23 protein-coding genes and 7 tRNA genes are annotated in these 25,887 nt (G+C 66.8%); 20 read left to right on the forward strand and 10 right to left on the reverse strand.

Annotated features, from left to right (window positions below):
* Nucleotides 1-141: 141 nt before the first annotated feature.
* Nucleotides 142-1,068 (reverse strand): patatin-like phospholipase family protein, encoded by a 927-nt coding sequence (locus E9536_RS09285; RefSeq protein WP_059694727.1) that lies wholly within the window; start codon nucleotides 1,066-1,068, stop codon nucleotides 142-144.
* Between the two features lie 280 nt (nucleotides 1,069-1,348).
* Between E9536_RS09285 and gltX the strand changes: the two genes are divergently transcribed.
* The 9 genes from gltX to E9536_RS09330 all read left to right on the forward strand — a co-directional run bounded on the left by gltX (nucleotide 1,349) and on the right by E9536_RS09330 (nucleotide 4,557).
* Complete coding sequence (gene gltX / locus E9536_RS09290; protein ID WP_124546339.1) at nucleotides 1,349-2,758, forward strand: glutamate--tRNA ligase; 1,410 nt, start codon at nucleotides 1,349-1,351, stop codon at nucleotides 2,756-2,758.
* A gap of 128 nt (nucleotides 2,759-2,886) precedes the next feature.
* Nucleotides 2,887-2,962, forward strand: a tRNA-Ala gene (locus tag E9536_RS09295).
* Nucleotides 2,963-3,103: 141 nt separating this feature from the next.
* Nucleotides 3,104-3,179 (forward strand) — tRNA-Glu (locus E9536_RS09300).
* A 79-nt stretch (nucleotides 3,180-3,258) separates the two neighbouring features.
* A tRNA-Asp gene (locus E9536_RS09305) sits at nucleotides 3,259-3,335 on the forward strand.
* A gap of 63 nt (nucleotides 3,336-3,398) precedes the next feature.
* A tRNA-Glu gene (locus E9536_RS09310) sits at nucleotides 3,399-3,474 on the forward strand.
* Between the two features lie 80 nt (nucleotides 3,475-3,554).
* Nucleotides 3,555-3,631 (forward strand) — tRNA-Asp (locus tag E9536_RS09315).
* A gap of 66 nt (nucleotides 3,632-3,697) precedes the next feature.
* Nucleotides 3,698-3,773 (forward strand) — tRNA-Glu (locus E9536_RS09320).
* Between the two features lie 73 nt (nucleotides 3,774-3,846).
* Nucleotides 3,847-3,923, forward strand: a tRNA-Asp gene (locus E9536_RS09325).
* Between the two features lie 169 nt (nucleotides 3,924-4,092).
* The gene (locus E9536_RS09330) at nucleotides 4,093-4,557 is read left to right on the forward strand and encodes a GNAT family N-acetyltransferase (protein WP_027787064.1); all 465 of its coding nucleotides are present in this window, start codon (nucleotides 4,093-4,095) and stop codon (nucleotides 4,555-4,557) included.
* A 26-nt stretch (nucleotides 4,558-4,583) separates the two neighbouring features.
* Here the strand turns inward: E9536_RS09330 and E9536_RS09335 are convergent, their stop codons facing one another.
* Nucleotides 4,584-5,459, reverse strand: a complete 876-nt coding sequence (locus E9536_RS09335) for a helix-turn-helix transcriptional regulator (RefSeq protein WP_059585839.1) — start codon at nucleotides 5,457-5,459, stop codon at nucleotides 4,584-4,586.
* 277 nt (nucleotides 5,460-5,736) lie between these two features.
* On the opposite strand from E9536_RS09335, the gene E9536_RS09340 reads away from it, so the two are divergent.
* Nucleotides 5,737-6,150 carry a gamma-glutamylcyclotransferase family protein gene (locus E9536_RS09340; protein ID WP_060194434.1) on the forward strand — a complete coding sequence of 138 codons (414 nt, stop codon included), beginning with the start codon at nucleotides 5,737-5,739 and terminating at the stop codon, nucleotides 6,148-6,150.
* Nucleotides 6,151-6,277: 127 nt separating this feature from the next.
* Here E9536_RS09340 and aceB read toward each other — a convergent pair whose 3' ends face one another.
* Nucleotides 6,278-7,870, reverse strand: a complete 1,593-nt coding sequence (gene aceB / locus E9536_RS09345; RefSeq protein WP_136469770.1) for a malate synthase A — start codon at nucleotides 7,868-7,870, stop codon at nucleotides 6,278-6,280.
* A 65-nt stretch (nucleotides 7,871-7,935) separates the two neighbouring features.
* The gene (locus E9536_RS09350; protein WP_021159073.1) at nucleotides 7,936-8,697 is read right to left on the reverse strand and encodes a haloacid dehalogenase type II; all 762 of its coding nucleotides are present in this window, start codon (nucleotides 8,695-8,697) and stop codon (nucleotides 7,936-7,938) included.
* A gap of 154 nt (nucleotides 8,698-8,851) precedes the next feature.
* Here E9536_RS09350 and E9536_RS09355 point away from each other — a divergent pair, with 154 nt between their 5' ends.
* A complete protein-coding gene (locus E9536_RS09355) occupies nucleotides 8,852-9,757 on the forward strand; it encodes a LysR family transcriptional regulator (protein WP_021159074.1) in 906 nt (301 codons plus the stop codon).
* A 171-nt stretch (nucleotides 9,758-9,928) separates the two neighbouring features.
* The gene (locus E9536_RS09360) at nucleotides 9,929-10,363 is read left to right on the forward strand and encodes a universal stress protein (RefSeq protein ID WP_011352489.1); all 435 of its coding nucleotides are present in this window, start codon (nucleotides 9,929-9,931) and stop codon (nucleotides 10,361-10,363) included.
* A gap of 189 nt (nucleotides 10,364-10,552) precedes the next feature.
* Here the strand turns inward: E9536_RS09360 and aceA are convergent, their stop codons facing one another.
* From aceA to E9536_RS09375, 3 genes are all read right to left on the reverse strand, one after another.
* A complete protein-coding gene (gene aceA / locus E9536_RS09365) occupies nucleotides 10,553-11,860 on the reverse strand; it encodes an isocitrate lyase (RefSeq protein WP_027787068.1) in 1,308 nt (435 codons plus the stop codon).
* Between the two features lie 393 nt (nucleotides 11,861-12,253).
* Nucleotides 12,254-13,795, reverse strand: coding sequence for a DEAD/DEAH box helicase (locus E9536_RS09370; protein ID WP_021159078.1), 1,542 nt, complete (start codon nucleotides 13,793-13,795; stop codon nucleotides 12,254-12,256).
* A gap of 370 nt (nucleotides 13,796-14,165) precedes the next feature.
* Nucleotides 14,166-14,435, reverse strand: coding sequence for an acyl-CoA-binding protein (locus E9536_RS09375; RefSeq protein ID WP_011352486.1), 270 nt, complete (start codon nucleotides 14,433-14,435; stop codon nucleotides 14,166-14,168).
* A 147-nt stretch (nucleotides 14,436-14,582) separates the two neighbouring features.
* Here E9536_RS09375 and tsaB point away from each other — a divergent pair, with 147 nt between their 5' ends.
* From tsaB to E9536_RS09395, 4 genes are read left to right on the forward strand one after another with little or no spacing between them, the layout of a single operon-like run.
* Nucleotides 14,583-15,350, forward strand: a complete 768-nt coding sequence (tsaB, locus tag E9536_RS09380; RefSeq protein WP_136469771.1) for a tRNA (adenosine(37)-N6)-threonylcarbamoyltransferase complex dimerization subunit type 1 TsaB — start codon at nucleotides 14,583-14,585, stop codon at nucleotides 15,348-15,350.
* Nucleotides 15,347-15,847, forward strand: coding sequence for a ribosomal protein S18-alanine N-acetyltransferase (rimI, locus tag E9536_RS09385; RefSeq protein ID WP_021159081.1), 501 nt, complete (start codon nucleotides 15,347-15,349; stop codon nucleotides 15,845-15,847). The genes tsaB and rimI overlap by 4 nt, the downstream gene beginning before the upstream one ends.
* Nucleotides 15,834-16,871, forward strand: a complete 1,038-nt coding sequence (locus E9536_RS09390) for a uracil-DNA glycosylase (protein ID WP_136469772.1) — start codon at nucleotides 15,834-15,836, stop codon at nucleotides 16,869-16,871. Before rimI ends, E9536_RS09390 begins: the two co-directional genes overlap by 14 nt.
* Entirely contained in the window at nucleotides 16,868-17,833 is a 966-nt protein-coding gene (locus E9536_RS09395) for a DUF1853 family protein (RefSeq protein WP_060194431.1), read from the forward strand. The genes E9536_RS09390 and E9536_RS09395 overlap by 4 nt, the downstream gene beginning before the upstream one ends.
* Before the next feature lie 18 nt (nucleotides 17,834-17,851).
* Here the strand turns inward: E9536_RS09395 and thiD are convergent, their stop codons facing one another.
* Together thiD and lplT are read right to left on the reverse strand one after the other, a co-directional pair.
* Entirely contained in the window at nucleotides 17,852-18,661 is an 810-nt protein-coding gene (thiD, locus tag E9536_RS09400) for a bifunctional hydroxymethylpyrimidine kinase/phosphomethylpyrimidine kinase (protein WP_119337961.1), read from the reverse strand.
* Between the two features lie 58 nt (nucleotides 18,662-18,719).
* Nucleotides 18,720-20,027 (reverse strand): lysophospholipid transporter LplT, encoded by a 1,308-nt coding sequence (gene lplT / locus E9536_RS09405; protein WP_119337960.1) that lies wholly within the window; start codon nucleotides 20,025-20,027, stop codon nucleotides 18,720-18,722.
* A 218-nt stretch (nucleotides 20,028-20,245) separates the two neighbouring features.
* Here lplT and alr point away from each other — a divergent pair, with 218 nt between their 5' ends.
* The 3 genes from alr to E9536_RS09420 all read left to right on the forward strand — a co-directional run bounded on the left by alr (nucleotide 20,246) and on the right by E9536_RS09420 (nucleotide 23,117).
* Nucleotides 20,246-21,316, forward strand: a complete 1,071-nt coding sequence (gene alr, locus E9536_RS09410; protein ID WP_021159086.1) for an alanine racemase — start codon at nucleotides 20,246-20,248, stop codon at nucleotides 21,314-21,316.
* A gap of 11 nt (nucleotides 21,317-21,327) precedes the next feature.
* A complete protein-coding gene (radA, locus tag E9536_RS09415; RefSeq protein ID WP_027787075.1) occupies nucleotides 21,328-22,704 on the forward strand; it encodes a DNA repair protein RadA in 1,377 nt (458 codons plus the stop codon).
* 146 nt (nucleotides 22,705-22,850) lie between these two features.
* Nucleotides 22,851-23,117 carry a DUF2866 domain-containing protein gene (locus E9536_RS09420; protein ID WP_021159088.1) on the forward strand — a complete coding sequence of 89 codons (267 nt, stop codon included), beginning with the start codon at nucleotides 22,851-22,853 and terminating at the stop codon, nucleotides 23,115-23,117.
* 202 nt (nucleotides 23,118-23,319) lie between these two features.
* On the opposite strand, the gene E9536_RS09425 is transcribed toward E9536_RS09420, so the two are convergent.
* On the reverse strand, nucleotides 23,320-25,251 hold the full coding sequence (locus E9536_RS09425; protein WP_136469773.1) for an ATP-binding cassette domain-containing protein: 1,932 nt from the start codon (nucleotides 25,249-25,251) through the stop codon (nucleotides 23,320-23,322).
* Between the two features lie 136 nt (nucleotides 25,252-25,387).
* Between E9536_RS09425 and E9536_RS09430 the strand changes: the two genes are divergently transcribed.
* Entirely contained in the window at nucleotides 25,388-25,867 is a 480-nt protein-coding gene (locus tag E9536_RS09430) for a glutathione peroxidase (RefSeq protein ID WP_027787077.1), read from the forward strand.
* The last annotated feature ends 20 nt before the right edge of the window (nucleotides 25,868-25,887 follow it).

Here is a 25,887-nt window from a genome sequence, read left to right on the forward strand (position 1 = left end):
TCGACGGCCGGTCCGGCCGGATCGAAAAAACCCTGTCACCGAAAGGCGGCAGGGTTTTTTGTTTTGGGGCGGTGCAAACGCTGAGACGGTCGCGCCGTCGTTTGAGGGCCGGCGGCGCGCGCCGGCCTGCTCATCGCGTGCTTACGCGGCGGCCACGCCGCGCGCTGCCGCGAGCTTGCGCTGCAGTTCCGGCATGATGCGCGCGACGGCTTCCTCGCCTGCAAGAATGGCCGCGTTGCGCTGGTTGAAGTCGCTGCCGCCCATGGCCGCGAGGTTCGGGCGGATCACGACGTCCGCGTACTTGTCGAGCTCGTAGGTCTTGATCGTCTGGCCCATGATCGTGAAGGTCTGCAGCAGCATCTCGATCGGGTTGTTGGTTGCCGCGCCGTCCGGCCGGGCCGAGATGTCGACCGCGATCACGAAGCTCGCGCCCATCTTGCGCGCGTACGACGCCGGCACGGGGCTCACGAGGCCGCCGTCGACATATTCGCGGTTGCCGATCTTCACCGGTTCGAACACCGACGGCACGCTGCACGATGCGCGCACCGCGAGCCCCGTGTTGCCCTGCTGGAACAGGATCGGCTGACCGCTCTGCAGATCGGTCGCGACAATACCGAGCGGCTTCGCCATCTTCTCGATCGGCCGGTTGTTGAGCGTCTTGTTCAGGAAGTTCTGCAGCGCCACGCCTTGCAGCAGCCCGCGCGAACGGAACGGCAGCGCCCAGTCGCTGATCGCCGCCTGATCCATGTCGAGCGCGATCTTGTTGATCTGCAGTGCGCTCATGCCCGACGCATACAGTGCGCCGACCACCGAGCCCGCGCTCGTGCCCGCGACGATTTCGACCGGGATGCCGCGCGCCTCGAGCGCCTTCAGCACGCCGATGTGCGAGAAGCCGCGCGCGGCGCCGCCGCCGAGTGCGATACCGATCTTCACCGGCTTCTCGCGCGGTTGCGTGGCGCCGGAAGTATTGTCCGAACGGGATTTGTCGCCGAACGACGTGCAGGCGGCGAGGCTGGCGGACGCGGCGGCGATCGTGAAGTGGCGGCGCGACAGGCGAGGGGACGACATCGAATGGTTCTCCGGCGGCTTGGCGGCGGGTTACACGGCCCGCGGCGGCGATAGGTTCCGAGCGGCCGCGCGGCAGGTTCCGTGCGGCCGGTGCCGCGCCGGCTGGCGGCCGCGGCGCGCACATCATAAAGCAAGCGGCGCGCTTGGCGCGATGTCCGGCGCGAGTATAATTCCGGCTTCTTTCCCGTTCCGGGCGCGGCCGGCCCCGTTGCTGTCCGGGCTGCCGCCGTCGATCCCGCGTCGAATCATTCATGCGCCCCAGGCGTTCGAGTTACCGTTTATGACCCGTCCTGTCCGTACCCGCTTCGCGCCGAGTCCCACCGGCTTCATCCACCTCGGCAACATTCGCTCCGCGCTCTATCCGTGGGCGTTCGCCCGCAAGATGAAGGGCACGTTCGTGCTGCGCATCGAGGACACCGACGTCGAACGCTCGTCGCAGGAAGCGGTCGACGCGATCCTCGAAGGGATGCAATGGCTCGGCCTGGATTTCGACGAAGGCCCGATCTACCAGATGCAGCGGATGGACCGCTATCGCGAGGTGCTCGCGCAGATGCTGGAGAAGGGGCTTGCATACCCGTGCTACATGTCGGCCGAGGAACTCGACGCGCTGCGCGAACGCCAGCGCGAGGCCGGCCTGAAGCCGCGCTACGACGGCACGTGGCGTCCGGAGCCCGGCAAGGTGCTGCCGGAGCCGCCGGCCGGCGTGAAGCCGGTGCTGCGTTTCCGCAATCCGCTGACGGGCACGGTCGTGTGGGATGACGCGGTGAAGGGGCGCGTCGAGATTTCGAACGAGGAACTCGACGACCTCGTGATCGCGCGTCCGGACGGCACGCCGATCTACAACTTCTGCGTGGTGGTGGACGACATGGACATGGGCATCACGCACGTGATCCGTGGCGACGACCACGTGAACAACACGCCGCGCCAGATCAACATCCTGAATGCGCTCGGCGGCGAGGCGCCGGTCTACGCGCACCTGCCGACCGTGCTGAACGAGCAGGGCGAGAAGATGAGCAAGCGGCATGGCGCGATGAGCGTGATGGCGTATCGCGACGCGGGTTTCCTGCCCGAAGCGGTCGTCAACTATCTCGCGCGCCTCGGCTGGTCGCACGGCGATGCCGAGATCTTCTCGCGCGAGCAGTTCGTCGAATGGTTCGATCTCGAGCATCTCGGCAAGTCGCCCGCGCAGTACGACCACAGCAAGCTGAGCTGGCTGAACGCGCATTACATCAAGGAAGCGGACAACGCGCGCCTCGCCGAGCTGGCCAAACCGTTCCTCGCTGCACTCGGCGTCGACGATGCGGCGATCGCCACGGGCCCGGCGCTCGATGCCGTGGTCGGGCTGATGAAGGATCGCGCGACGACGGTCAAGGAGATCGCGGAAGGCGCAGCGATGTTCTACCGTGTGCCGGCACCGGATGCCGATGCGCTTGCGCAGCACGTGACCGATGCGGTGCGTCCGGCGCTGGCCGATCTCGTCGCTGCGCTGAAGGCGGCCGACTGGACGAAGGAGGCCGTATCCGCCGCGCTGAAGGCGACGCTCGGCGCGCACAAGCTGAAGATGCCGCAACTCGCGATGCCGGTACGCCTGCTGGTGGCGGGGACGACGCATACGCCGTCGATCGACGCGGTGCTCGTCCTGTTCGGTCGCGATGTCGTGGTGTCGCGTATCGAGGCCGCGCTGGCCTGAGATTCGGGAGCGAGCGAAGCTGCCCGTGCGTGACATTGCGGCAGCTTCGCAAAAAATTTCGCTCCAATCGCAAAAAGGGTATTTACAAGTTCAAAGTAGCTCAATATAATCTCATTTCTGTTCTGCAAGGGGGTATAGCTCAGCTGGGAGAGCGCTTGCATGGCATGCAAGAGGTCAGCGGTTCGATCCCGCTTACCTCCACCATCAGAACAAGCTGGATTGATTTGCGAAGCAGCAGTGGTAGTAATAAATGCTTCACAAAATGATTCAAAGCAGTTAGAATTTCGGCCTTCGCTGTTGATTGAAAAGTGAATAGCGAAAGTCAGACAGATCTGAAAAGATTTTGTCCCCTTCGTCTAGAGGCCTAGGACATCACCCTTTCACGGTGAGTACAGGGGTTCGAATCCCCTAGGGGACGCCAGGATTCAGCGGCGTTTCGTAGAAGTGTCGCAAGGCTCGCAGGAACGTAACCGACGTCCCGCGGGTTGGGTAAGAAAGCTGGAGCGGTAGTTCAGTCGGTTAGAATACCGGCCTGTCACGCCGGGGGTCGCGGGTTCGAGTCCCGTCCGCTCCGCCAGAACGAAGCCCGTTCAAGACGTTTTTGAGCGGGCTTTTGTATTAAAGATGTAAGCAGTACGCTGTCCCCTTCGTCTAGAGGCCTAGGACATCACCCTTTCACGGTGAGTACAGGGGTTCGAATCCCCTAGGGGACGCCAGGATTCAGTGGCGTTTCGTAGAAGTGCCGCATCGCTTGCAGGAGCGTGACAAGATCCTGCGGGCGAGGGTAAGGAAAGCTGGAGCGGTAGTTCAGTTGGTTAGAATACCGGCCTGTCACGCCGGGGGTCGCGGGTTCGAGCCCCGTCCGCTCCGCCAGAACGAAGCCCGTTCAAAGAACGTTTTTTGAACGGGCTTTTGCATTAAGGATGTAAGCAGTACGTTGTCCCCTTCGTCTAGAGGCCTAGGACATCACCCTTTCACGGTGAGTACAGGGGTTCGAATCCCCTAGGGGACGCCAGATTTCGGCGTCGTTCGAACAAACGATGCGCCGGCAGGAAGCAACCGACGCCTGCCAGGCAAGCAGCAAGACTGGAGCGGTAGTTCAGTCGGTTAGAATACCGGCCTGTCACGCCGGGGGTCGCGGGTTCGAGTCCCGTCCGCTCCGCCAAAAATGAAGAAGCCCGCCTCGTGCGGGCTTTTTTATTTGCGTTTCCGGTTGTGCCAGCCGGCGGGACGTAACCACCGGTCATCACGCGTCGAGCCGCTACGAGAAATCCGCGATTGCATCCGCACGCGACTGCGCTATCGTGGCGGGATGCGTTCTTGACCCCTGCGCGATGCTCGATCCGACCGACCTGCGACTCCTGTATCAGCTCCGGCCTGCGGAGGCCGGCGATTTTCCGTTTGCCGAAGCGCTGACGCACGGCAACATGGGCGGCTATTACAAGCGCCATGGGCTCGTGTGGCGCAGCGACCTGTTCTACGCGAGCTGGCGCGAATCCGAGAACTTCATCCTCGAGGCCGACGGCGAGCGCATCGGCGTGCTGCGCGTGACCGAGGAGGGCGACTCGCTGCACATCCGCGACGTACAGATCGCGGCCGGTCATCGCGGGCAGGGCGCCGGCACCTACATGCTCGACATGTCGCACCGCTGGGCGCGTGCGCGCGGGCTGCACGAACTTCAATTGCGCGTGTTCGTCGACAATCCTGCCGCGCGTCTTTATTTGCGCATGGGCTATCAGGTTGCCGGGTCGCGGCTCGCGCAACTTGGCTCGATCCGCCACATGGTGCGGCCGGTCTGACGCGCTGACGACTCCGAATGACGCGTTCAGCGGACAGCGCCGATGGCGTCGTCGTCCGGGGTTTCGTCGTCCGCGAGGCTGCCTTCCGGGCCGCGGTGTTCGTAGCCGCGCAGCATGAATGCGCGGGGGCTTTCGCCGAATGCACGCCGGAACATCGCCGAAAAGGCGCTCTGGCTCTGGTAGCCGAGCTCGCGCGCGATATGCGACAGCGGGCGCCCCTGGTTCAGCAGCGGAATGGCCCGTGCCAGCAGTGCCTGCTGACGCCACTGCGAAAAACTCACGCCCAGTTCCTGCTTGAAGAGCCGCGAAATCGTGCGCGTGCTCGCGCCGACCTCGCTTGCCCAGTGCTCGAGCGACTCCGCATGCGCCGGATGCGCGAGTACCGATTCGCACAGCATGCGCAGCCGTTTTTCGTCGGGCATCGGCACCGCGAGCGGCAGCGGTTCGGCGCGACTCAGCTCGTCGAGCACGAGCCCGCACAGCAGGCGCTCGCGCGCGGTGCTCAGGTCGCGCGCGTCGAGCGCGACGATCAGTTCGCGCAGGAGCCCCGTCACTTCGACGACGCGGCACGCGTCAAGCCCTTCCGGCACGATCGACTCATCGATGTACAGCGTGCGCAAGAACGCCTCTTCGACGATCACGACCTCGTGCGTCACGTGCGGCGGTACCCAGATCGCACGGGACGGCGGCACCATCCATGTCGTGCCGGTCGTCGCGACGCGCAGCACGCCGCGCGATGCGTACGCGAGCTGTGCCCATGCATGCGTATGCAGCGGGATGCGGCGCCCGGCGTCGAGCTGCCGGGCGCGCACGCGCATCGGATGGACGGCGGTCGGCGCGAATTCGGGCGGAATGTCGATGACGTACAGGTTCGGTACGTCGGCTTGGGCGGGCGGATTCATGGACGATTCGGGCAACGCTGCGGCGATGCCGTTATTGTAGAAGGCGCCGCGAAAGCGCATGTGACGGTTTGTCGGGCGATCATGCCGCGCTCAAATGAACTTTGTGTGGGAGCAGGCGATTTCAGGGCCGCCCGAAACCAGACGCGCTTGCGGGCCCGAACCATCGGGCCGGTATCGTGGTCTATCGATGCGCGGGGGATTGCGCAAGAATTGCGCACGGATCGCGCATGAATCGCCCGTGAACACGGCAACACACGAATCAAAGAGGAGAACCACGATGCGTTACGTATTCGTCTACGGCACCTTGAGAAACGGGGAGGCCAACGACATCGGCCACGCGGCCGCCAGGCACGGAATTGCCGCGCCGACGCTGCTCGGTGCCGCCGCGCTGCCGGGAGAGCTGTACGATTTCGGCACTTATCCGGGGATGGTTGCCGGATCGGCCGGCAAGTCGCTGGTCTGGGGGGACGTCTACGAAGTCGACGACCGGCTCGTTCCCGTGCTCGACGAGATCGAGCGCGTCTATCCGGGTGTCGACACGCTGTTCAAGCCGGAAGACGTGACCGTCGAACTCGGCGGCCGGCAGTACGCGTGCCTTTACTATCCGGTCGCCGCGCACGCGACCGCCGGGCGTCCGCGCATTGCGTCGGGCGACTGGGTTCAGCACCGGCGCGAGCGGGAAGCCGTCTGACCGGTCGCGCGGCAGCCGCTTCAGCCGCAAAGGAAAAAGCGCCCCGAGGGGCGCTTTCGTTTGTGCCGTCATTCGCGTGCGACCGGCGCCGACGCAGGGGCGGCCCCGATCGGGACGGGCGGCTTCGTCAGATTTCCTCGTACAGCGGCAGCGTCAGGAATTCGGTGAAGCCTTCCGACGTCGACATCTGCTCGAAGATCGCGGCGGCGCGCTCGTACGGCTGCGTGTTGCCGCCGACAGAGCGCTTCACGTTGTCGAGTTCGGCCTTCGAGAATTCCCGCACGAGTTCGGCCGTGACCTTGCGGCCGTCGTCGAGCACGCCCTTCGGCGAGCGGATCCATTGCCACACCTGCGAACGGGAAATCTCGGCCGTGGCCGCATCTTCCATCAGGTTGTGGATCGGTACGCAGCCGTTGCCGTCGAGCCAGGCGCCGAGGTAATGGATGCCGACGTTGATGTTGTTGCGCAGGCCGGCTTCGGTGATCGGCGCTTCGGGCTGGAAGTCGAGCAGGTTCCTGCCTTCGACCTGCACGTCGTCGCGCTGCTTCGCGATCTGGTTCGGCTTGTCGCCGAGCACCTTGACGAACTCTTCCATCGCGATCGGCACGAGGCCCGGGTGCGCGACCCAGCCGCCGTCGTAGCCGTCGGTCGCGTCGCGCTGCTTGTCCGAACGCACGCCGCCCATGGCCTTGTCGTTCGCTTCCGGATCGTTCTTGATCGGGATCAGCGCGCTCATCCCGCCGATCGCCGGCGCGTTGCGCTTGTGACAGGTCTTCAGCAGCAGCAGCGCGTACGCGCGCATGAACGGCACCGTCATCGTGATCTTCGAACGCTCGGCCAGGCAGAAGTCGCGGTCGTTCTTGAATTTCTTGATCGCCGAGAAGATGTAGTCCCAGCGGCCCGCGTTCAGGCCCGAGCTGTGTTCGCGCAGTTCGTACAGGATCTCGTCCATCTCGAACGCGGCGAGGATCGTCTCGATCAGCACGGTCGCGCGGATCGTGCCGCGCGGCACGCCGATGGCTTCCTGCGCCGCGACGAAGATGTCGTTCCACAGCCGTGCCTCGAGATGGCTTTCCATCTTCGGCAGGTAGAAGTACGGGCCCGAGCCACGCGCAAGCAGTTCCTTCGCGTTGTGGAACAGGAACAGCGCGAAATCGAAGATGCCGCCGGACACGCGCTGGCCGTTGACGGTCACGTGCTTCTCGTCGAGGTGCCAGCCGCGCGGACGCACGATCAGCGTCGCGACCTTGTCGTTCAACTGGTAGGACTTGCCGTTCTGCTCGAGCGAGATCGTCCGGCGCACCGCGTCCTTCAGGTTGATCTGGCCGTCGATCTGGTTCGTCCAGCTCGGTGCGTTCGAATCCTCGAAGTCCGTCATGTACGAATCGGCGCCCGAGTTCAGCGCGTTGATGATCATCTTGCGCTCGACGGGGCCCGTGATCTCGACGCGGCGGCATTGCAGGTCGGCCGGCAGCGGCGCGACCTTCCAGTCGCCTTCGCGGATCGCCTTCGTTTCGGCCAGGAAGTCGGGGCGCTCGCCCGCGTCCAGGCGTTTCGTGCGCTCGACGCGCGCCTGCAGCAGCGCCTGGCGGCGCGGTTCGAACGTGCGGTGCAGCGCCGCGACGAGTGCGAGCGCGTCGGGCGTCAGGATTGCTTCGTAACCCGGCTTGATTTCGCCGGTGATCGCCATGCCTTGCGGCAGCGTGATCGGGGTGCTCATGAGTCTCATCTCCTTGGTCGGTCAGTTGCGGTTTCGGTAAAGGGGGAAGGCGGCAGTTGCAAACGTCATGCGCCCGGGCCGGGGCGCGTGCGGTTTGCGGGTCTGCCGGACGGAGCCGGGGTGGCGAGGAATGCGAGCAGGTCGGCCATGCCGGTGCCCGTACCGTCCGGCGGCGCGCCGAGTTCCTCGGCGGGCGCGCCCGTGCGGTTGAGCCAGAACGTGGTGTAGCCGAACCAGACGGCGCCGGCGACGTCCCACGCATTCGACGACACGAACACGATGCCGCGCCGGTTCGGTCCGAACGCGGCGGTGCCGAGCGCGTAGGCCGCCGGACTCGGCTTGTACGCGCGCACGGTATCGGCCGACAGCACGCGATCGAACAGCCCGGACATGCCGGCGCTCTTGATCGCGATGTCGAGCATCTGCGGCGTGCCGTTCGACAGGATCGCGAGCGGCGGGCGCGGGTCGAGCGCGCGCAGCTTGCGCAGCGCGGGCACCGTATCGGGATAGGTGGACAGGCACGCGTATTCGTCCATCAGTCGCTTCTCGGCCGCGCTGTTCAGCGCGAGCCCGAGTCGGCGCGCGGCGAACCGCAGCGCATCGAGCGTGATGTCCCGGAACGGGCGGTAGCGGGCGCCGGCCGGATCCGCGAGCGTGCGCAGCTGCGAGTATTCGATTTGCTTGCGTCGCCACAGCTGCGACAACCGTTCCCCGTGACCCGGAAACATCTGCTCCGCCGCGGCCAGCACCGCACGCACGTCGAACAACGTGCCGAATGCGTCGAAGAGGATTGCGTCGGGAGAGGAGAGTGTCGTTGTGGCCGACATAGCCTTGCGCTCCAGTTTCAGAGGTCGGGTAAATTCTATTCGTGATCGTATGCGCTAAAAAAGACGCTATTCATCACTTGATCTTTTACTTTCATATACCTAATCTTGAGCCGTTTAAGCTATTTGAAGGGCGGCGGCACCGCCCCGGCGAGTCATGGACCGGTTCAAGCAGATCGAAACGTTCGCTGCGGTCGCGGCGAAGGGCAGCCTGTCGGCGGCCGCGCATGCGGAAGGCGTCGCCCCGGCGATCATCGGCCGACGCCTCGACGCGCTCGAGGAGCGGCTCGGCGTCAAGCTGCTGGTGCGCACGACGCGCAAGCTCACGCTGACGTTCGAGGGCTCGGCGTTTCTCGAGGATTGCCAGCGGATCATCAACGACATGCAGAACGCCGAGGCGAGCGTGTCCGCCGGCGGCGTCAAGGCGAGCGGCCACCTGCGTATTTCCGCGCCGGCCGGCTTCGGCCGGCGGCACGTCGCGCCGCTCGTGCCCGAATTCAGCGTCGGGCATCCCGACGTATCCGTCACGCTCGACCTGTCCGACCGCATGGTCGACCTCGTCAACGAGGGGTTCGATTGCGCGGTGCGGCTCGGCGAGCTGCCCGACTCGTCGCTCGTGTCGCTGAAGCTCGGCGAGAACCGCCGCGTGTGCGTCGCGGCTCCCGCGTATCTCGTACGGCGCGGCACGCCCGCGACGCTCGCGGAACTGGCGCGGCACAACTGCCTCGCGCTCGCGGCAAACGCGAACCAGCAGCGCGGCTGGGCGTTCCAGGAGGACGGCAAGGTCGTGTCGATCCGCGTGAACGGCACGATGGAGTGCTCGGACGGCGCGGTGCTGCACGAGTGGTGCCTCGCCGGACATGGACTGGCGTGGCGCTCGTGGTGGGAGGTCGGCGAGGACATCGCGGCCGGCCGGCTCGTCAGCGTGCTCGACGCATTTGCCGCCCCGCCGATCGGCATCCACGCGGTGTTCCCGCAACGCAGGCACCTGCCGCTGCGTGTGCGGCTGTTTCTCGACTACCTGAAGCACACTTACGAGCGGCCCGGATATTGGGGCGAGTAGCAGCGGGAGCCGGTCGCGTTCGCCCGCGTGTTTCCGATATGAGGGCGAACCCGCTGCCGGGGCCGGTTGGGCGGTTTCGCGCACTACACTCGTAGGAGGCATGTCCGACGCGCCACGGCCGCCCCGGATGGGATCGCGGCTTGCGGCGTGTACTTGACGAAGGAGGGCGCGATGTTCCGGCACATCCTCGTTCCAACCGACGGTTCCGAACTGTCGCAGAAGGCGATCGACGGCGCGATCGACCTGGCCCGGGCGGTCGGTGCGCGCGTCACGGCGTACGCGTGCCTGCCGCAGTATCCGTACTCGCCGTTTTCCGAAGTGATCATCGAGCCGCCCGCCGATTTCCGGGCGCGCAGCGAGCGCGAGGCGCGCACGCATCTCGACGAGGTCGAATCGGCCGCGAAGGCGGCCGGCGTCGACTGCGACACCTGGACGAGCGTCCATCCGTCGCCGTATCTCGGCATCATCGAGGCGGCAGAACGCGGCGGTTGCGACGTGATCTTCATGGCGTCCCACGGACGCCGCGGGCTCGGCAGCTTGCTGATCGGCAGCGAGACGCAGCGCGTGCTGACCCATACGAAAATTCCGGTGATCGTCTATCGGTAGGGCGGTGCCCTGGAAAAAGGGCGCGCCGGACGAAGCCGGCGCGCGTCGTTGCTGGCGGCACGCAGGCCGCGCGGCCGGTCGCGCGATCGGTATCGCGCGCCTGCCGTCTCCTCCCTGATTCTTGTTCAGTGGCCGACGCTGCACCGTCGCGAGACGGGGCGGGCATCGGCATGACACGCCTGGCGCGTGTTACGCGACCTTCTTGCCGTCGAAGAACTGCTCGTCCTCGGTCGAGCCGTGCAGTGCGGTCGTCGACGCTTCGCGTTCGACCGTCTGCGTCACGGCGTCGAAGTAGCCGGTGCCGACTTCGCGCTGGTGCTTGACGGCCGTGAAGCCCTTGTCCGCGGCCGCGAACTCGGCCTGCTGCAGTTCGACGAAGGCGCTCATCTGCGTGCGGGCATAGCCGTGCGCGAGGTTGAACATCGAGTAGTTCAGTGCATGGAAGCCGGCCAGCGTGATGAACTGGAACTTGTAGCCCATCGCGCCGAGCTCCTTCTGGAACTTCGCGATCGTCGCGTCGTCGAGGTTCTTCTTCCAGTTGAACGACGGCGAGCAGTTGTACGACAGCAGCTTGCCCGGGAACTGCTTGTGGATCGCTTCCGCGAACTTCTTCGCGTACTCGAGATCCGGCTTGCCGGTTTCGCACCAGACCAGGTCGGCGTACGGCGCATAGGCAAGACCGCGCGAGATCGCCTGCCCGATGCCCGGCTTCGTGCGGAAGAAGCCTTCCACAGTGCGCTCGCCTGTGAGGAACGGCTTGTCGTTGTCGTCGACGTCGGACGTGATCAGGTCGGCGGCTTCCGCGTCGGTGCGGGCGACCAGCACGGTCGGCGTGCCCATCACGTCGGCCGCGAGACGCGCTGCCGACAGCTTCGCGACGGCTTCGCGGGTCGGCACGAGCACCTTGCCGCCCATGTGGCCGCACTTCTTCACCGACGCGAGCTGGTCCTCGAAGTGGACGCCCGATGCGCCGGCTTCGATCATCGCCTTCATCAGCTCGAACGCGTTCAGCACGCCGCCGAAACCGGCTTCCGCGTCGGCGACGATCGGTGCGAAGAAGTCGACATAACCTTCGTCGCCCGGATTCTTGCCCTCCGACCACTGGATCTGGTCGGCGCGCGTCAGCGTGTTGTTGATGCGCTTCACGACGAGCGGCACCGAGTTTGCCGGGTACAGCGACTGGTCCGGGTACATTTCGCCCGCGACGTTCGCGTCGCCGGCCACTTGCCAGCCGGACAGGTAGATGGCCTTCAGGCCGGCCTTCACCTGCTGCATCGCCTGGTTGCCGGTCAGCGCGCCGAGTGCGTTGACGAACGGCTCGTTGTTGACGAGGCTCCACAGCTTTTCCGCGCCGCGCTTGGCGAGCGTGTGCTCGATCGGAACCGAACCGCGCAGGCGGACCACGTCCTCAGCCGAATAGCTGCGCTTGATGCCTTTCCAGCGCGGATCGGTTTCCCATTGCTTTTGCAGTTCCTGTGCCTGTTGCTGACGCGACATGATGAGCTCCTTGATGCGGTGCGATGCCTGATGGGTTGAATCTGACGGTGGTGAGGCTGTTCTCGAAGCCGGGAGCGTTGTGTTCCGGTTCGTGAGGTCTTGTATAAGAGTCTAGGCAAATCGACCGAGGCGGGACAGGGGGCTTTGTGGGGCGGCAGTCAAATTTTTAGTTGTTTTGAATCAGTGGCTTGAAGTTGTAATTTCGAGATAAGAAATGCCTTTTCCCATCCCGCAATCGCCCGGGTTGTGCCACGCAGCATGATTTTTTACGACACAAAAAAATTTTCCGCATCGTGAAATGTGGGGCGGGGCGAAAAAAAACCGGCGCAGATGCGCCGGTTGGCTGAATGGGCAGTGCCATCCGTGGGGCGGCCGGTGGCCGCCCGTGCGTGCTTACGACGCGGAGTTGCTGCGACGCGGGCCGCCGCTGCGTTGACCGTCGCGGCGCGGGCCGCCGTCACGGCTGCCGCCCGGCTTGCCGCTCCAGCCGCCGCCATTGCCGCCGCCGTAGCTGCGGCCGTTGCCGCCATGACCGCCGCCCGGCTTGCCGCCGAAACGTCGACCGCCGCCGTTACCGCCGCCCGGACGGCCGCGGCCGCCGGTGCCGCCGTTGCGCGGGGGTGCCTTGCGCGGCTCGAAACCTTCGATCACGTTGACCGGCAGCGGCGAGCGCACGAAGCGTTCGATGCGCTTGAGCGCGCCCTGTTCGGCGTGGTGCACGAGGCTCACCGCGGTGCCCGAACGGCCCGCACGGCCCGTACGGCCGATACGGTGCACGTAGTCTTCCGCGAACTTCGGCAGGTCGTAGTTGAACACGTGCGTGATGCCCGGGATGTCGATGCCGCGCGCCGCGACGTCGGTCGCGACCAGCACGCGCACACGGCGCTCGCGCAGCGCACGGATCGTGCGGTTACGCGCGCCCTGCGGCAGGTCGCCGTGCAGCGCGGCCGATTCGAAGCCTGCGTCGGCGAGACGGCCGGCGAGCTGGTCGGCATCGATCTTGGTCGCCGTGAAGATGATCGCCTGGTCGAGCGCGTCGTCGCGCAGCAGGTGATCGAGCAGGCGATCCTTGTGGTCGCGGTCGTCCACGTAGTGCACGGTCTGCGCGATGTTCGCGCGCGACTCGAGGCGCTGCTGGATCTCGATACGCTCGGGATCCTTCAGCAGGCGGCTCGTCAGCGAACCGATCTTGCCGTCGAGCGTGGCCGAGAACAGCATCGTCTGGCGCGTCGCGGGCGTCGCGGCGACGATCGTTTCGATGTCGTCGATGAAGCCCATGTCGAGCATGCGGTCGGCTTCGTCGAGCACGAGCATCTTCAGCTCGGACAGGTCGATACGGCCGCGTTCGAGGTGATCGAGCAGACGGCCCGGCGTGGCGACCAGGATTTCGGGATTCTTCGCGAGCAGCATCAGCTGCTGGCCGTAGGCGACGCCGCCGAGGATGCTGACCGTGCGCAGGCGCTTCAGGTGCTTGCCGTAGGTCGACGCGGCGGTGGTGACCTGCATCGCGAGTTCGCGGGTCGGCGTCAGCACGAGCAGGCCCGGGCGCGCGACGGGTTGCGGGCGGCGCGCACGGCGGTCGCCCTGGTTCGGTTCACGCGGCGCGCGCGGTTGCTGCGCCTGTGCCTTCTGGAGCTGCGCGAAACGTTCGATCGCGGGCAGCATGAATGCAGCGGTCTTGCCCGAACCGGTCGGGCTCGAGACCAGCAGGTCACGGCCGGCGATGCCGGCCGGAATCGCGCGCTGCTGGACCGGCGTCGGCTTCACATAGCCGGCGGCCTGCAGCGCGGAGACGATCTCCGGCGACAACCCGAGCGACGCGAAGCTCGGCTCGTCCGACGCCGGTTCGACCGCGGCCGGTGCGGCGGCGTCGTCGAGACCGAGCGCCTGGTCGGCGATCGCGTTGAGCGGGCTGGAGTTGATGCTCGAAGTCATAACAATCCTTGAAACACAGTGGGTGAAACGTCGGCGCCAATCGCGCATACCCAAGTCGTCGGATTCAGCGAGCAAATCGGGAAACGGGTGCAATCCGCCGAACCGTCGGCGGATGAGGCATTAGAAGCTGTTTTGGGTGCGGCGCGCTTCAGGAGCGGGGCCGCCAGCCTGATAAGTGACGACCGCGAAGGTCGAAGCAGGAGGGGACAGGTTCTAAACCGGATTGGAGCTTAACGCTACGAGGCGTCGGGCCGGAACGGCTTGCGAGCCGAGCGCGGAGATGACGCAGCCAGCATTATAAAGAGATTTGCTGCGCTGCGCCACTGATTTGATTGCCTATTGCGACCGGGGGCGGCCGAAGGCTATTCGGTCAGGATGCCGTGCCGTTCTTCAGCGATTCGACGAGTTCGATGTACTGCTGCTTTGCCGCATCCTGCGACGTGCCCTTCAGCGCATCCCATGCGTCGTACTTGTATTTGCCGACGATGTCGGTGAAGCCCGGCTTGTCGCCATGGGCGTCGCCGTCGGTCGCCTGCTTGAAGAGCGCGTACAGGCGCAGCAGGGTCAGGTTGCCCGGCCGTTCCGTCAGCTGCTTGACGTCGATCTGGGCCTGGTCGAATTGGGCGGTGAGTTCGCTCATCGGGCGTCTCCGTAAGGGTTTCAGGTCGGGCGATCTTAACAAGCGGACCGCCGCGCGGGGTCGAGCGATCCTTCCAAACCGCCGCCGGGCGTGCGGGTGCGCACGGATCGGGCCCGATCGCCCGTGGGAGCGGGGTGCCGCATTACAATGTCGCCCATGACGCAAACAGTGCTCCTCGCCATCGATACGTCGACCGAATACTGCTCGGTCGCGCTGCTGCGCTCGGCCCAGGCCGATGACGCCGTTTCCATCCCGCAAACCTGGGTCCGCCACGAGCTGACGGGCGCCGTGTCGAGCACGCGCGTGCTGCCGGCAATCCAGGCGCTCTTCGCCGAATCGGGGCTGACGCTCGCCGATTGCGACGCGATCGCGTTCGGCGCGGGCCCCGGCTCGTTCACGGGCCTGCGCACCGCGACGGGCATCACCCAGGGGCTCGCGTTCGGGCGCGGGCTGCCGGTCGTGCCGATCGGCACGCTGCTCGCGTGCGCCGAGCACGCGCGGCTGCGCGCCCCCGGTACGACCCGCGTCCTCGCCGCGCTGGATGCGCGGATGGACGAAGCCTACTGGGCGGACTTCGCGTGGGACGAAAGCGCCGGCGACTGGCTCACGCTGCATCCGGCTTCGCTCGATGTACCGGGTGCGGTCGGCGTGCCCGATACGCCGTTCACGCTCGCGGGTAACGCGGCCGCCGCGTTCGGCGCGCAGTTGCCGGCCGCGGCGCACGCGGCCGTAATCGACGGCGACGCGATGCCGCACGCGCTGGCGGTCGCCCATGCCGCGCTGCGCGCGTTCCGCGCCGGCCGTACGGTGCCGGCCGACCAGGCCGCACCGGAGTACGTGCGCGACAAGGTGGCACAGACGACCGCCGAGCGCGTCGCGGCACGCGCCGCTCAGGCAGGCGGAGCGAAGGGATGACGGGCGTACTGCTGAGCGACCGCTACCTGGCGCCGATGACGGATGCCGATCTCGACGAGGTCGTCGCGATCGAGCACGTCGCGTACGAGTTCCCGTGGAGCCGCGGCAACTTCGAGGATTCGTTGCGCAACGGCTACCTGGGCGTGTGCCTGCGGCACGTGACGGGTTCGCTCGTCGGCTATTGCGTGCTGATGCCCGTGGTCGACGAGATGCACCTGCTTAATCTGTGCGTCGCGCCGGCCGCGCAGCGCGCGGGTGCGGGCCTTGCGCTGCTGCGCGAGGCCGTGCGCATTTCGCGCGCGGAGCGGCTCGACGGCGTGCTGCTCGAGGTGCGGCCGTCCAATCCGCGCGCGATCCATCTGTACGAGCGCTTCGGCTTCGTGACGATCGGCCGGCGCAAGAATTACTACCCGGCGAAGCACCACAGCCGGGAAGACGCGATCGTGATGCGTCTGACGCTGAACAAGGATGAGGGGGACGCGCATGGCATGGGCTGAAGCGGCGCTCGAGGAAATGGGCCTCGCGCAGATCTGGGTGCGGCGCGGGCAGGGCGCGAATGAAGGCGCGGACGCGGGTGCGGCAGTCGAAGCGCCCGCCGCGGCGCAAACGGGGGCGGAGAACGCCGCACCTGCCGTCGTTGCGACCGAGCGACCTGCGCGCACCGCGCGTACGCCGGCGCAAGACGAGGCGACGCCGGCAGTGGCGCGGAGCGTCGATGTTCCGCCGGTTCGCGAGCCTGCCGCCCCGGCGCACCGCGTCGACGACGGCGATCGCGTGCCCGCGCGCGCCGCGCCGGTCGCATCGACCGACACGATGCCGCCGATGGACGATGCGCCGCCTGCCGGAGCCGACGATTTTGCGTGGTTCGACGCGGCGCCGCCGGGCGATCCCGCGCCGACGGCCCCATTGCGACGCGCCGAAACCCCGGTTGCGACACTCGACTGGGACGCGCTGGCTGCGCGCGTGGCCGACTGCACGCTCTGCCGGCTGTGCGAGAAGCGGACCAACACCGTGTTCGGGGTCGGCGACCGCGAAGCGGACTGGATGCTGATCGGCGAAGCGCCGGGCGAAAACGAGGACAAGCAGGGCGAGCCGTTCGTCGGCCAGGCCGGCAAGCTGCTCGACAACATGCTGCAGTCGCTGTCGCTCCAGCGCGGCGACAACGTGTACATCGCGAACGTGATCAAGTGCCGGCCGCCCGGCAACCGCAACCCGGAGCCGGACGAGGTCGCGCGCTGCGAGCCTTATCTGCAGCGTCAGGTCGCGCTCGTGAAGCCGAAGCTGATCGTCGCGCTCGGCCGTTTCGCCGCGCAGACCTTGCTGAAGACGGATGCGAGCATCGCGTCGCTGCGCGGGCGCGTGCATGCGTACGAGGGCGTGCCGGTGATCGTGACCTACCACCCGGCATACCTGTTGCGCAGCCTGCAGGACAAGTCGAAGGCATGGGCCGACCTGTGCCTCGCACGCGACACGTTCCGGCGCGCGGAAGGCGCCGACGTGAACGGGCCGGCCGGGCAATGACGACGGGCGCGGCGTGCGCATTCGTCGATACGCTGCATGACGCCGCGGTTCGCGATCTGGGCTGGTTGCTTGCCAGCCCGAGCCTCCTCACCGCGGTACCGGGAGCGCCGCTTGCGCGCCCGTGGCCGGATGCGGCCGGGCAGTCGGCCGTCCACGCATGGCTCGCCGCGCTCGATGCGCAGCCCGGGCCGCTGCATCGCGCGCTCGACGGATTCCGGCCCACCCGGCTCGGCCGCTACGCGGAATGCCTGCTCGAGTATTTCCTGACGCACGGCCCGTCGCTGCGGCTCGTCGCGGCCAATCTCCCGCTGCGCAGCAACGGCAAGACGCTCGGCGAAGTCGATTTTCTCGTCGACGCGCCGGGCGGTCAGCGCCTGCATTGGGAGCTCGCGGTGAAGTGCTATTTGTGCGCGCCGGTACGCGACGGTGCATCGCTTGCCGACTTCGTCGGCCCCAATCTCGTCGACCGGTTCGACCGCAAGCGCAGCCGGCTGCTCGATCACCAGTTGCGCCTCGGCGAACACGACGGGTTCGCGCGGCTCGGCTACGGCGCGCCGTCCGACGCGCAGATGTTCATCAAGGGCTGGTTGTTCTATCCGCACGGCGAGCCGTTGCCGCCGGTGTCCGCCGAAATCGCGCCGGATCACCCGCGCGGATTCTGGCTGACGCACGCGCAGTGGCCGGCGTGGGCGGCCGCGCAGCGTGCCGGCGCCGCATGGAGTGTGTTGCCTAGGCTGGCGTGGCTGGCGCCGCGGCGTGCCGCCGCCGATACCGGATTCGAGCCGGAACCGCTGGCGGCCGCTCTGGAACTGCCGCCCGTGTTGACGACGCGCGAGGCTCCCGCGCTGATCGGCATTCATGAAAAGGGCGGTGACGGCACCTGGCGCGAACGGGCGCGCGGGTTCGTCGTGCCGGACGACTGGCCGGTGCGCGCGCAGGCGTTCGCGGCGCAGGATCACTGACGCCGCGTCAGCCGGCGCTTACCACCAGCGATGGAAGTGATGGACGGGGCCGACGCCGTGGCCGACGTCGAGGTGGCCGCTCGCGGCGATCGCGCCGGTCAGGTAGGTCTTGGCTTCGCGCACCGCGCTTTCGAGGTCGGGCTGTTGCGGCAGCAGCGCGGCGATCGCCGACGACAGCGTGCAGCCGGTGCCGTGCGTGTTGCTGACCGGTACGCGTGCACCGTCGAGCCGCACGGTGCGCGCCGCTTCGACGAGCCAGTCGGGGCTCGCGGACGCGTCCGGCAGGTGGCCGCCTTTCATCAGTACGGCACGCGCGCCCGTCTGTAGCAGGGCCCGGCCTTGCCGGACCATGTCGTCTTCCGTGGTGGCGGGCACGTCGTTCAGCAGCGCGGCCGCTTCGGGCAGGTTCGGCGTCACGACCGTCGCGAGCGGCAGCAGCGCATCGCGCAACGCGTCGACGGCATCGGGCGCCAGCAGCGCGTGCGAGCTCTTCGAGATCATCACCGTGTCGAGCACGACGAAGCGTGGCGTATAACGCCGCAGCGCGTCGGCGACCGCGTGCACGATCGCGGCATTCGCGAGCATCCCGATCTTGACCGCATCGATGCGGATGTCGCTGAACACCGCGTCGAGCTGTGCGGCCACGAACGCCGCGTCCGGCGCATGCACGCCCGTTACGCCGCGGGTGTTCTGGGCGGTCAGCGCGGTGATCGCGCTGGCGCCGTAGGCGCCCAGCGCGGAGAACGTCTTCAGGTCGGCCTGGATGCCTGCGCCGCCGCCCGAATCGGAGCCGGCGATCGTCAGGATGTTGGGTATCGGGTGCGTCATCGGGGCAATGCGCCGGTTCGGAGACCGGCGCCGGCGGACGGAAACGGGAAGTGTAGCGTCAGTGCCGCGATTCGCCGATCAGCGCGACCGAGTCGAACTGGCGCTGGTTCGCCTGGTGGCGGCGCATCACGAGCCACATCGTCAGGCAGACGAACGTACCGAACAGGACGATCACGACGCCGACCGGCACGTCGAGCCACACGAGCACTGCATACAGGCACAGCATCACGAGCACCGACAGGTTCTCGTTGAAGTTCTGCACCGCGATCGAGTGGCCGGCCGACAGGAGCACGTGGCCGCGATGCTGCAGCAGCGCGTTCATCGGAACGACGAAGTAACCGGACAGCGCGCCCACGCACATCAGGAAGATGTACGCGATGATCAGGTACACGGGCATGCGCAGGTGGCCGAAATGCACGGCCCAGTGCGACGGGAACAGGTCGCGCGTGTAGAACGCCATCAGCATCACCGCGATGCCCATGACGATGCCGACGGGCAGCACGGTCAGCGACTTCTTCAACGGGATCCGGGCCGCGGCGGCGATTGCGCCGGCCGCGACACCGACCGCGACCACGGCCTGGAGGATCGCGCCTTCCGACAGCGACATGCCGAGCGAGACTTCAGCCCACTTCAGCACGATGAACTGCAGCGTCGCACCTGCCCCCCAGAACAGCGTCGTGACCGCCAGCGAGATCTGGCCGAGCTTGTCGCGCCACAGCACCATGAAGCAGTCGGCGAAATCGGTGAGGAGCTTGACCGGGCCGCGTTCCTGCTTCGGGTAGCGGGCGCCGGTATCGGGAATGCGCAGGTTGAACAGCGCGGCGACCACGTAGATCGCCATGATGATCGCCATCGCCGCTTCGGCGGGCGTGCCGATCCAGGCGGGGGTATGCGCGATCACGTGCGACGCGATGTGCGGGCTGATCAGCGCACCGCCGAGCACGGTGCCGAGGATGATCGAGCTGACGGTCGTGCCTTCGATCCAGCCGTTGGCGGCGACCAGCCGGTCGGCCGGCAGCAGCTCGGTGAGAATGCCGTATTTCGCGGGCGAGTAGGCTGCCGCGCCGAAGCCGACGATCCCGTACGCGATCAGCGGGTGGGCGCCGAACAGCATGATCATGCAGCCGACCACCTTGATCGAGTTGGTGATGAACATCACGCGGCCCTTCGGGCGCGAATCCGCGAACGCACCGACATACGCCGCCAGCACCACGTAGGACAACACGAAGAACAGCTTCAACAGCGGTGTCATCCAGTTGGGGGCGTGAAGGTCTTTCAGCAGGGCGATGGCGGCGATGAGGAGCGCATTGTCGGCCAGCGACGAGAAAAACTGCGCGGCCATGATGGTGTAAAAACCTTTTTTCATCTGATGCGATGCTTTCGTCGCTGCGGCAGGGCCGCGTAGGCCGCCTGGTATGCGATCGGCTTATTCCGTTCGAAATGGGTTGTGCGCACGGCTTTATAACATGAAAATACGCCAGTTCGGACTAGCAAGATTCCCCGATCGTTCCGCAAGTTGTCGGCTTCAGTGCTCAAAAGGCGCGGTAAGCTGATGATTCGCAAGCGTCTTTACGTAAATTTCCCATGCCGCGCCCGATCTCCGCCACCATCCACACCGCCGCTCTCGCGAACAATCTCTCTGTCGTCCGCCGCTTTGCCGGCCCGTCCAAGGTCTGGGCGGTCGTCAAGGCGAACGCGTACGGGCACGGTCTCGCCCGCGCGTTTCCGGGCCTGCGCGGCACCGACGGCTTCGGCCTGCTCGACCTCGACGAGGCAGTCAAGCTGCGCGAGCTCGGCTGGGCCGGCCCGATCCTGCTGCTGGAGGGGTTCTTCCGCTCGACCGACATCGACGTGATCGACCGCTACAGCCTGACGACGACCGTCCACAACGACGAGCAGATGCGGATGCTGGAAACGGCGCGGCTGTCGAAACCCGTCAACGTGCAGCTCAAGATGAACAGCGGGATGAACCGGCTCGGCTACCTGCCGGAGAAATACCGCGCCGCGTGGGAGCGCGCCCGCGCGTGCCCCGGCATCGGCCAGATCACGTTGATGACCCATTTTTCGGATGCGGACAACGAGCGCGGCGTCGCCGAGCAGCTCGCGACGTTCGAGCGCGGCGCGGAAAACATCGCCGGTGCGCGCAGTCTCGCGAACTCGGCCGCCGTGCTGTGGCATCCGGACACGCATTTCGACTGGGTGCGCCCGGGGATCGTGCTGTACGGCGCGTCGCCGTCGGGGCTGTCGTCCGACATCGCCGACACGGGGCTGAAGCCGGCGATGACGCTCGCGTCCGAACTGATCGCGGTGCAGACGATCGCGAAGGGCCAGGCGATCGGCTACGGCTCGACGTTTTCCGCGCAGGCGCCGATGCGGATCGGCGTGGTCGCATGCGGTTATGCGGACGGCTATCCGCGGGTCGCGCCCGAAGGCACGCCCGTGATCGTCGACGGCATCCGCACGCGGATCGTCGGTCGCGTGTCGATGGACATGATTACCGTCGACCTGACCCCGTGCCCGCAAGCCGGCGTCGGCGCGCGGGTCGAGCTGTGGGGCAATGCATTGCCGATCGACGACGTCGCCCGCCATTGCGGCACGATCGGTTACGAGCTGATGTGTGCAGTCGCCGGCCGCGTGCCCGTGCGCGCGGAATAAGGGCGTCGCGCGTGGCCAAACAGAAAACTGTATACGTCTGCAGCGAGTGCGGTGGACAGACCCCGAAGTGGCAAGGGCAATGCCCGTCGTGCCAGGCCTGGAATACGCTCGTCGAATCGGTTCCTGAAACGCCGTCGGCCCATCGTTTCCAGTCGCTCGCGAAGCGTGCGCCCGTGCAGCGTCTCGTCGACATCGAAGCAGCCGACGTGCCGCGCTTCTCCACCGGCATCGGCGAATTCGACCGCGTGCTCGGCGGCGGGCTCGTGCCGGGCGGCGTCGTACTGATCGGCGGCGATCCGGGTATCGGCAAATCGACGCTGCTGCTGCAATCGCTCGCGGACATCGCGAGCGAGCGGCGTGCGCTCTACATCAGCGGCGAGGAATCGGCCGCGCAAATCGCGTTGCGCGCGCAACGGCTTGCGCTGCTCGACGGCGGTGCGCCGGCAGACGAACTGAAGCTGCTAGCCGAGATCCAGCTCGAGAAGATCCAGGCCGCGATCGACACGGAACGGCCGGACGTGGCCGTGATCGACTCGATCCAGACCGTCTACTCGGAAGCGCTCACGTCGGCCCCCGGCTCCGTCGCGCAGGTGCGCGAATGCGCGGCGCAGCTCACGCGCATCGCGAAGCAGTCGGGCACCGCGATCATCATGGTCGGGCACGTGACGAAGGAAGGCAATCTGGCCGGCCCGCGCGTGCTCGAGCACATCGTCGACACGGTCCTGTACTTCGAAGGCGACACGCACTCGTCGTTCCGGCTCGTGCGCGCGTTCAAGAACCGCTTCGGCGCGGTCAACGAACTCGGTGTGTTCGCGATGACGGAGCGCGGGCTGCGCGGCGTCGCGAATCCGTCCGCACTGTTCCTGTCGCAGCACGAGCAGGTCGTGCCCGGCTCGTGCGTGCTCGTTACACAGGAGGGCACGCGCCCGCTGCTCGTCGAAGTCCAGGCGCTCGTCGACACCGCGCACGTGCCGAACCCGCGCCGGCTCGCGGTCGGCCTCGAACAGAACCGGCTCGCGATGCTGCTCGCGGTGCTGCACCGTCATGCGGGCATCGCGTGCTTCGACCAGGACGTGTTCCTCAATGCGGTGGGCGGCGTGAAGATCACCGAGCCGGCCGCCGACCTCGCGGTGCTGCTCGCGATCCATTCGTCGATGCGCAACAAGGCGCTGCCGAAGGGGCTGATCGTGTTCGGCGAAGTCGGGCTGGCGGGCGAGATCCGGCCGTCGCCGCGCGGGCAGGAGCGGCTGCGCGAGGCCGCGAAGCTCGGTTTCACGTCCGCGTTGATCCCGAAGGCGAACGCGCCGAAGCAGCCGATCGAAGGGCTGAACGTGATGGCCGTCGATCGGCTCGAGCAGGCGATCGACCGCGTGCGCGATCTCGAGTGATCGGCTGCACGGGCACGCGGGCCGGGCCTGCCGGCGATCTGGCGCGTAATTCGTTGTAAAGAATATGTAGGCTTCTGTAACCCGCCGGACATCGCTTTTCCCTATCCTTTGCCGGATTGTCGAACCGCGCAATGCGAAGGGAACCTATGTTGAAATCCTATGGGGAAGCGCCGGGCGGACGCCTTTACAACCTGCGCGGCTGCCGCGTGTCGGAGCCGATTCGGCAACCCTGGGGCGGTGGATGCCGGATCGTCGAATGGATCGACGAAGAGGGGCGTCTCGCGCGCAAGGTCGTGTCCGAGGACGTGACGGAAGCGGAAGTCGCTGCCGCGATCCGGCGGCCGACCGAAGGGCGCCGGTACCTGATGGGCGACGACGAGCAGATGCCGCGCGATACGCTGCCGCGCCGTTGAGCCGGCAGCCTGGCGGATGGCCGGCGAACCGGGTGACGACGGTAGTGAATGAACAGGCCGGGACCGTGCGCCCGGCCTTGTCGTATCCGGGCCCGAAGAAGGACGGATAGGCCTGTCGAGGTGTCGCGATATCAAGGTGCTGCGGTGCCGAGGCAGCCGGCACGCCGGGCTGGCGTACCGGCCGGTTGTGCCGCGACAGCGGTCAGCCGATCTGCTCGAGCTCTTCCTGCGCGGCAAGCCAGTCGGCCTCGACCGTCTCGAGACGCGTGTTGACGTCCCCGAGCTTGCGGATCGCATCGGTCAACTCCGTCTTGCGCTCGGCTTCGTAGCTCGCCGGATCGGCGACGAATGCGTCGAGGCGTGCCTTCTCCGCGTGCAGCGTCTCCATTTCCTTTTCGAGCTTCGTGATACGCGTTTGCAGCGGCTTCTTCAGCACCGACAGGCGCTGCCGTTCCTCGGCGGCCTGACGCTTCTGGTCCTTGCGGTTGGCCGCGGCACCCGCGCCCGACGAAGCCGCGCTGTCCGCCTTCGCGGCGGCGCGCTGCTCGGCCGCGTGCTGCAGCAGCCAGTCGCGGTAGTCGTCGAGGTCGCCGTCGAACGGCTGCAGCCGGTGCTTCGCGACCAGCATGAACTGGTCGGTCGTCGCGCGCAGCAGGTGGCGGTCGTGCGAGACGAGGATCAGCGTGCCCTCGAACTGCGCGAGCGCCATCGTCAGCGCATGGCGCGTTTCGAGGTCGAGGTGGTTGGTCGGTTCGTCGAGCAGCAGCAGGTTCGGTTTCTGCCAGATGATCAGCGCGAGCGCGAGGCGTGCCTTTTCGCCGCCCGAAAACGGCCCGACGGGGCTGGTGGCCATGTCGCCCGAGAAGTTGAAGCCGCCGAGGAAGTCGCGCAGTTCCTGCTCGCGCGTGTCGGGCGCGAGCCGCGCCAGATGCGCCAGCGGCGAATCGTCCTCACGCAGCGTTTCGAGCTGGTGCTGCGCGAAGTAGCCGATCGTCAGCCCCTTGCCGTCGCGGACGTGCCCCGACAGCGGCGCCAGCGTGCCGGCCAGCGTCTTGATCAGCGTCGACTTGCCCTGGCCGTTCGCGCCGAGCAGGCCGATGCGCTGGCCGTTCTGGATCGACAGCGCGACGCGCTCGACGATCGGGATCTCCGCTCCGCCGTCGGCGTGGTAGCCGCAGCGGACGTCTTCCATCACCATCATCGGGTTCGGCGCGGCATCGGGCGTGCGGAATTCGAACGTGAACGGCGACGCGATGTGTGCGGGCGCGATCAGCTCCATCTTCTCGAGCGCCTTCATCCGGCTCTGCGCCTGCTTGGCCTTGGTCGCCTTGGCCTTGAAGCGGTCGACGAAGCTCTGCAGGTGCTCGATCGTCTTCTGCTGCTTTTCGTAGGCGCTTTGCTGCAGCGCCAGTTGCTGCGCGCGCAGCACTTCGAACTGCGAGTAGTTGCCGCCGTAGCGCTTCACCTGGCGGTTTTCCAGGTGCAGCGTGACATTGCAGATCGAATCGAGGAATTCGCGGTCGTGCGAGATCACGACGAGCGTGCCGGGGTAGCGGTGCAGCCAGTCTTCGAGCCAGACGATCGCGTCGAGGTCGAGGTGGTTCGTCGGTTCGTCGAGCAGCAGCAGGTCGGAGCGGCACATCAGCGCCTGCGCGAGATTCAGGCGCATGCGCCAGCCGCCGGAGAAGCTGGCGACGGATTCGCGCGTCTGCGCGAGCGTGAAGCCGAGACCGAGCAGCAGCGCCTCGGCACGGGCCGGCGCGGTGTAGCCGTCGGCGTCGGCGAACGCCGCGTGCGCGTCGGCTTCGGCGGCGCCGTCATGCGCGGCGGACGCGGCGGCGATGCGCGCCTCGATCTCGCGCAGCGCGGCGTCGCCGTCGAGCGTGTAGTCGAGCGCCGTGCGGTCGACGGCGGGCGTTTCCTGCGACACGTGGGCGATCCGCCACGACGGCGGCATCGAGAAATCGCCGCCGTCGGAGTGCAGCTCGCCGCGCAGGACCGAGAACAGCGTCGACTTGCCGGCGCCGTTCGCGCCGATCAGGCCGGCTTTCTCGCCGGGATTGAGTACGAAGGAGGTCGACTCGAACAGCGGCTTGGTGCCGCGCGCAAGGCTGAACTGATTGAAACGGATCACGGCGGAAATGACTGGCCAAAACCGCTATTCTAGACTGCGCGCCGCCTGCGCCGGGCATTGGCCGTTCGGCGGATGCCGCAATGGAGCAATTTCGCCTAGACTCCACGTCGATCCGGTTTCGTAAAAGGAGTGCCCGATGTCCACCCTGTATTCGTTCAGCGCAGAGACGCTTGCCGGCGCGCCGGCCTCGCTCGACGCGTATCGCGGCAAGGTGCTGCTGATCGTCAACACCGCGAGCGAGTGTGGTTTCACGCCGCAGTACGCGGGCCTGCAGAAGCTGTACGACCAGTACGCGGCGCGTGGCTTCTATGTGCTCGGCTTTCCGTGCAACCAGTTCGGCAAGCAGGAGCCCGGCGACGCCGCGCAGATCGGCGCGTTCTGCGAGCGCAATTACGGCGTCACGTTCCCGATGTTCGCGAAGATCGACGTGAAGGGCGACCATGCGCATCCGCTGTACCGCTACCTGACCGATGAGGCGCCCGGCATTCTCGGCCTCAAGGCGATCAAGTGGAACTTCACGAAATTCCTGATCGATCGCGAAGGGCGCATCGTCAAGCGCTATGCGCCATCCACCAAGCCGGACGAAATCGCCGCGGATATCGACAAGCTGCTGTGACGGCTGCCGGCGGCGTTCGC

The sequence above is a fragment of the Burkholderia sp. LS-044 genome (genome assembly GCF_004803625.1).
GTDB classification, from domain to species: domain Bacteria; phylum Pseudomonadota; class Gammaproteobacteria; order Burkholderiales; family Burkholderiaceae; genus Burkholderia; species Burkholderia cepacia.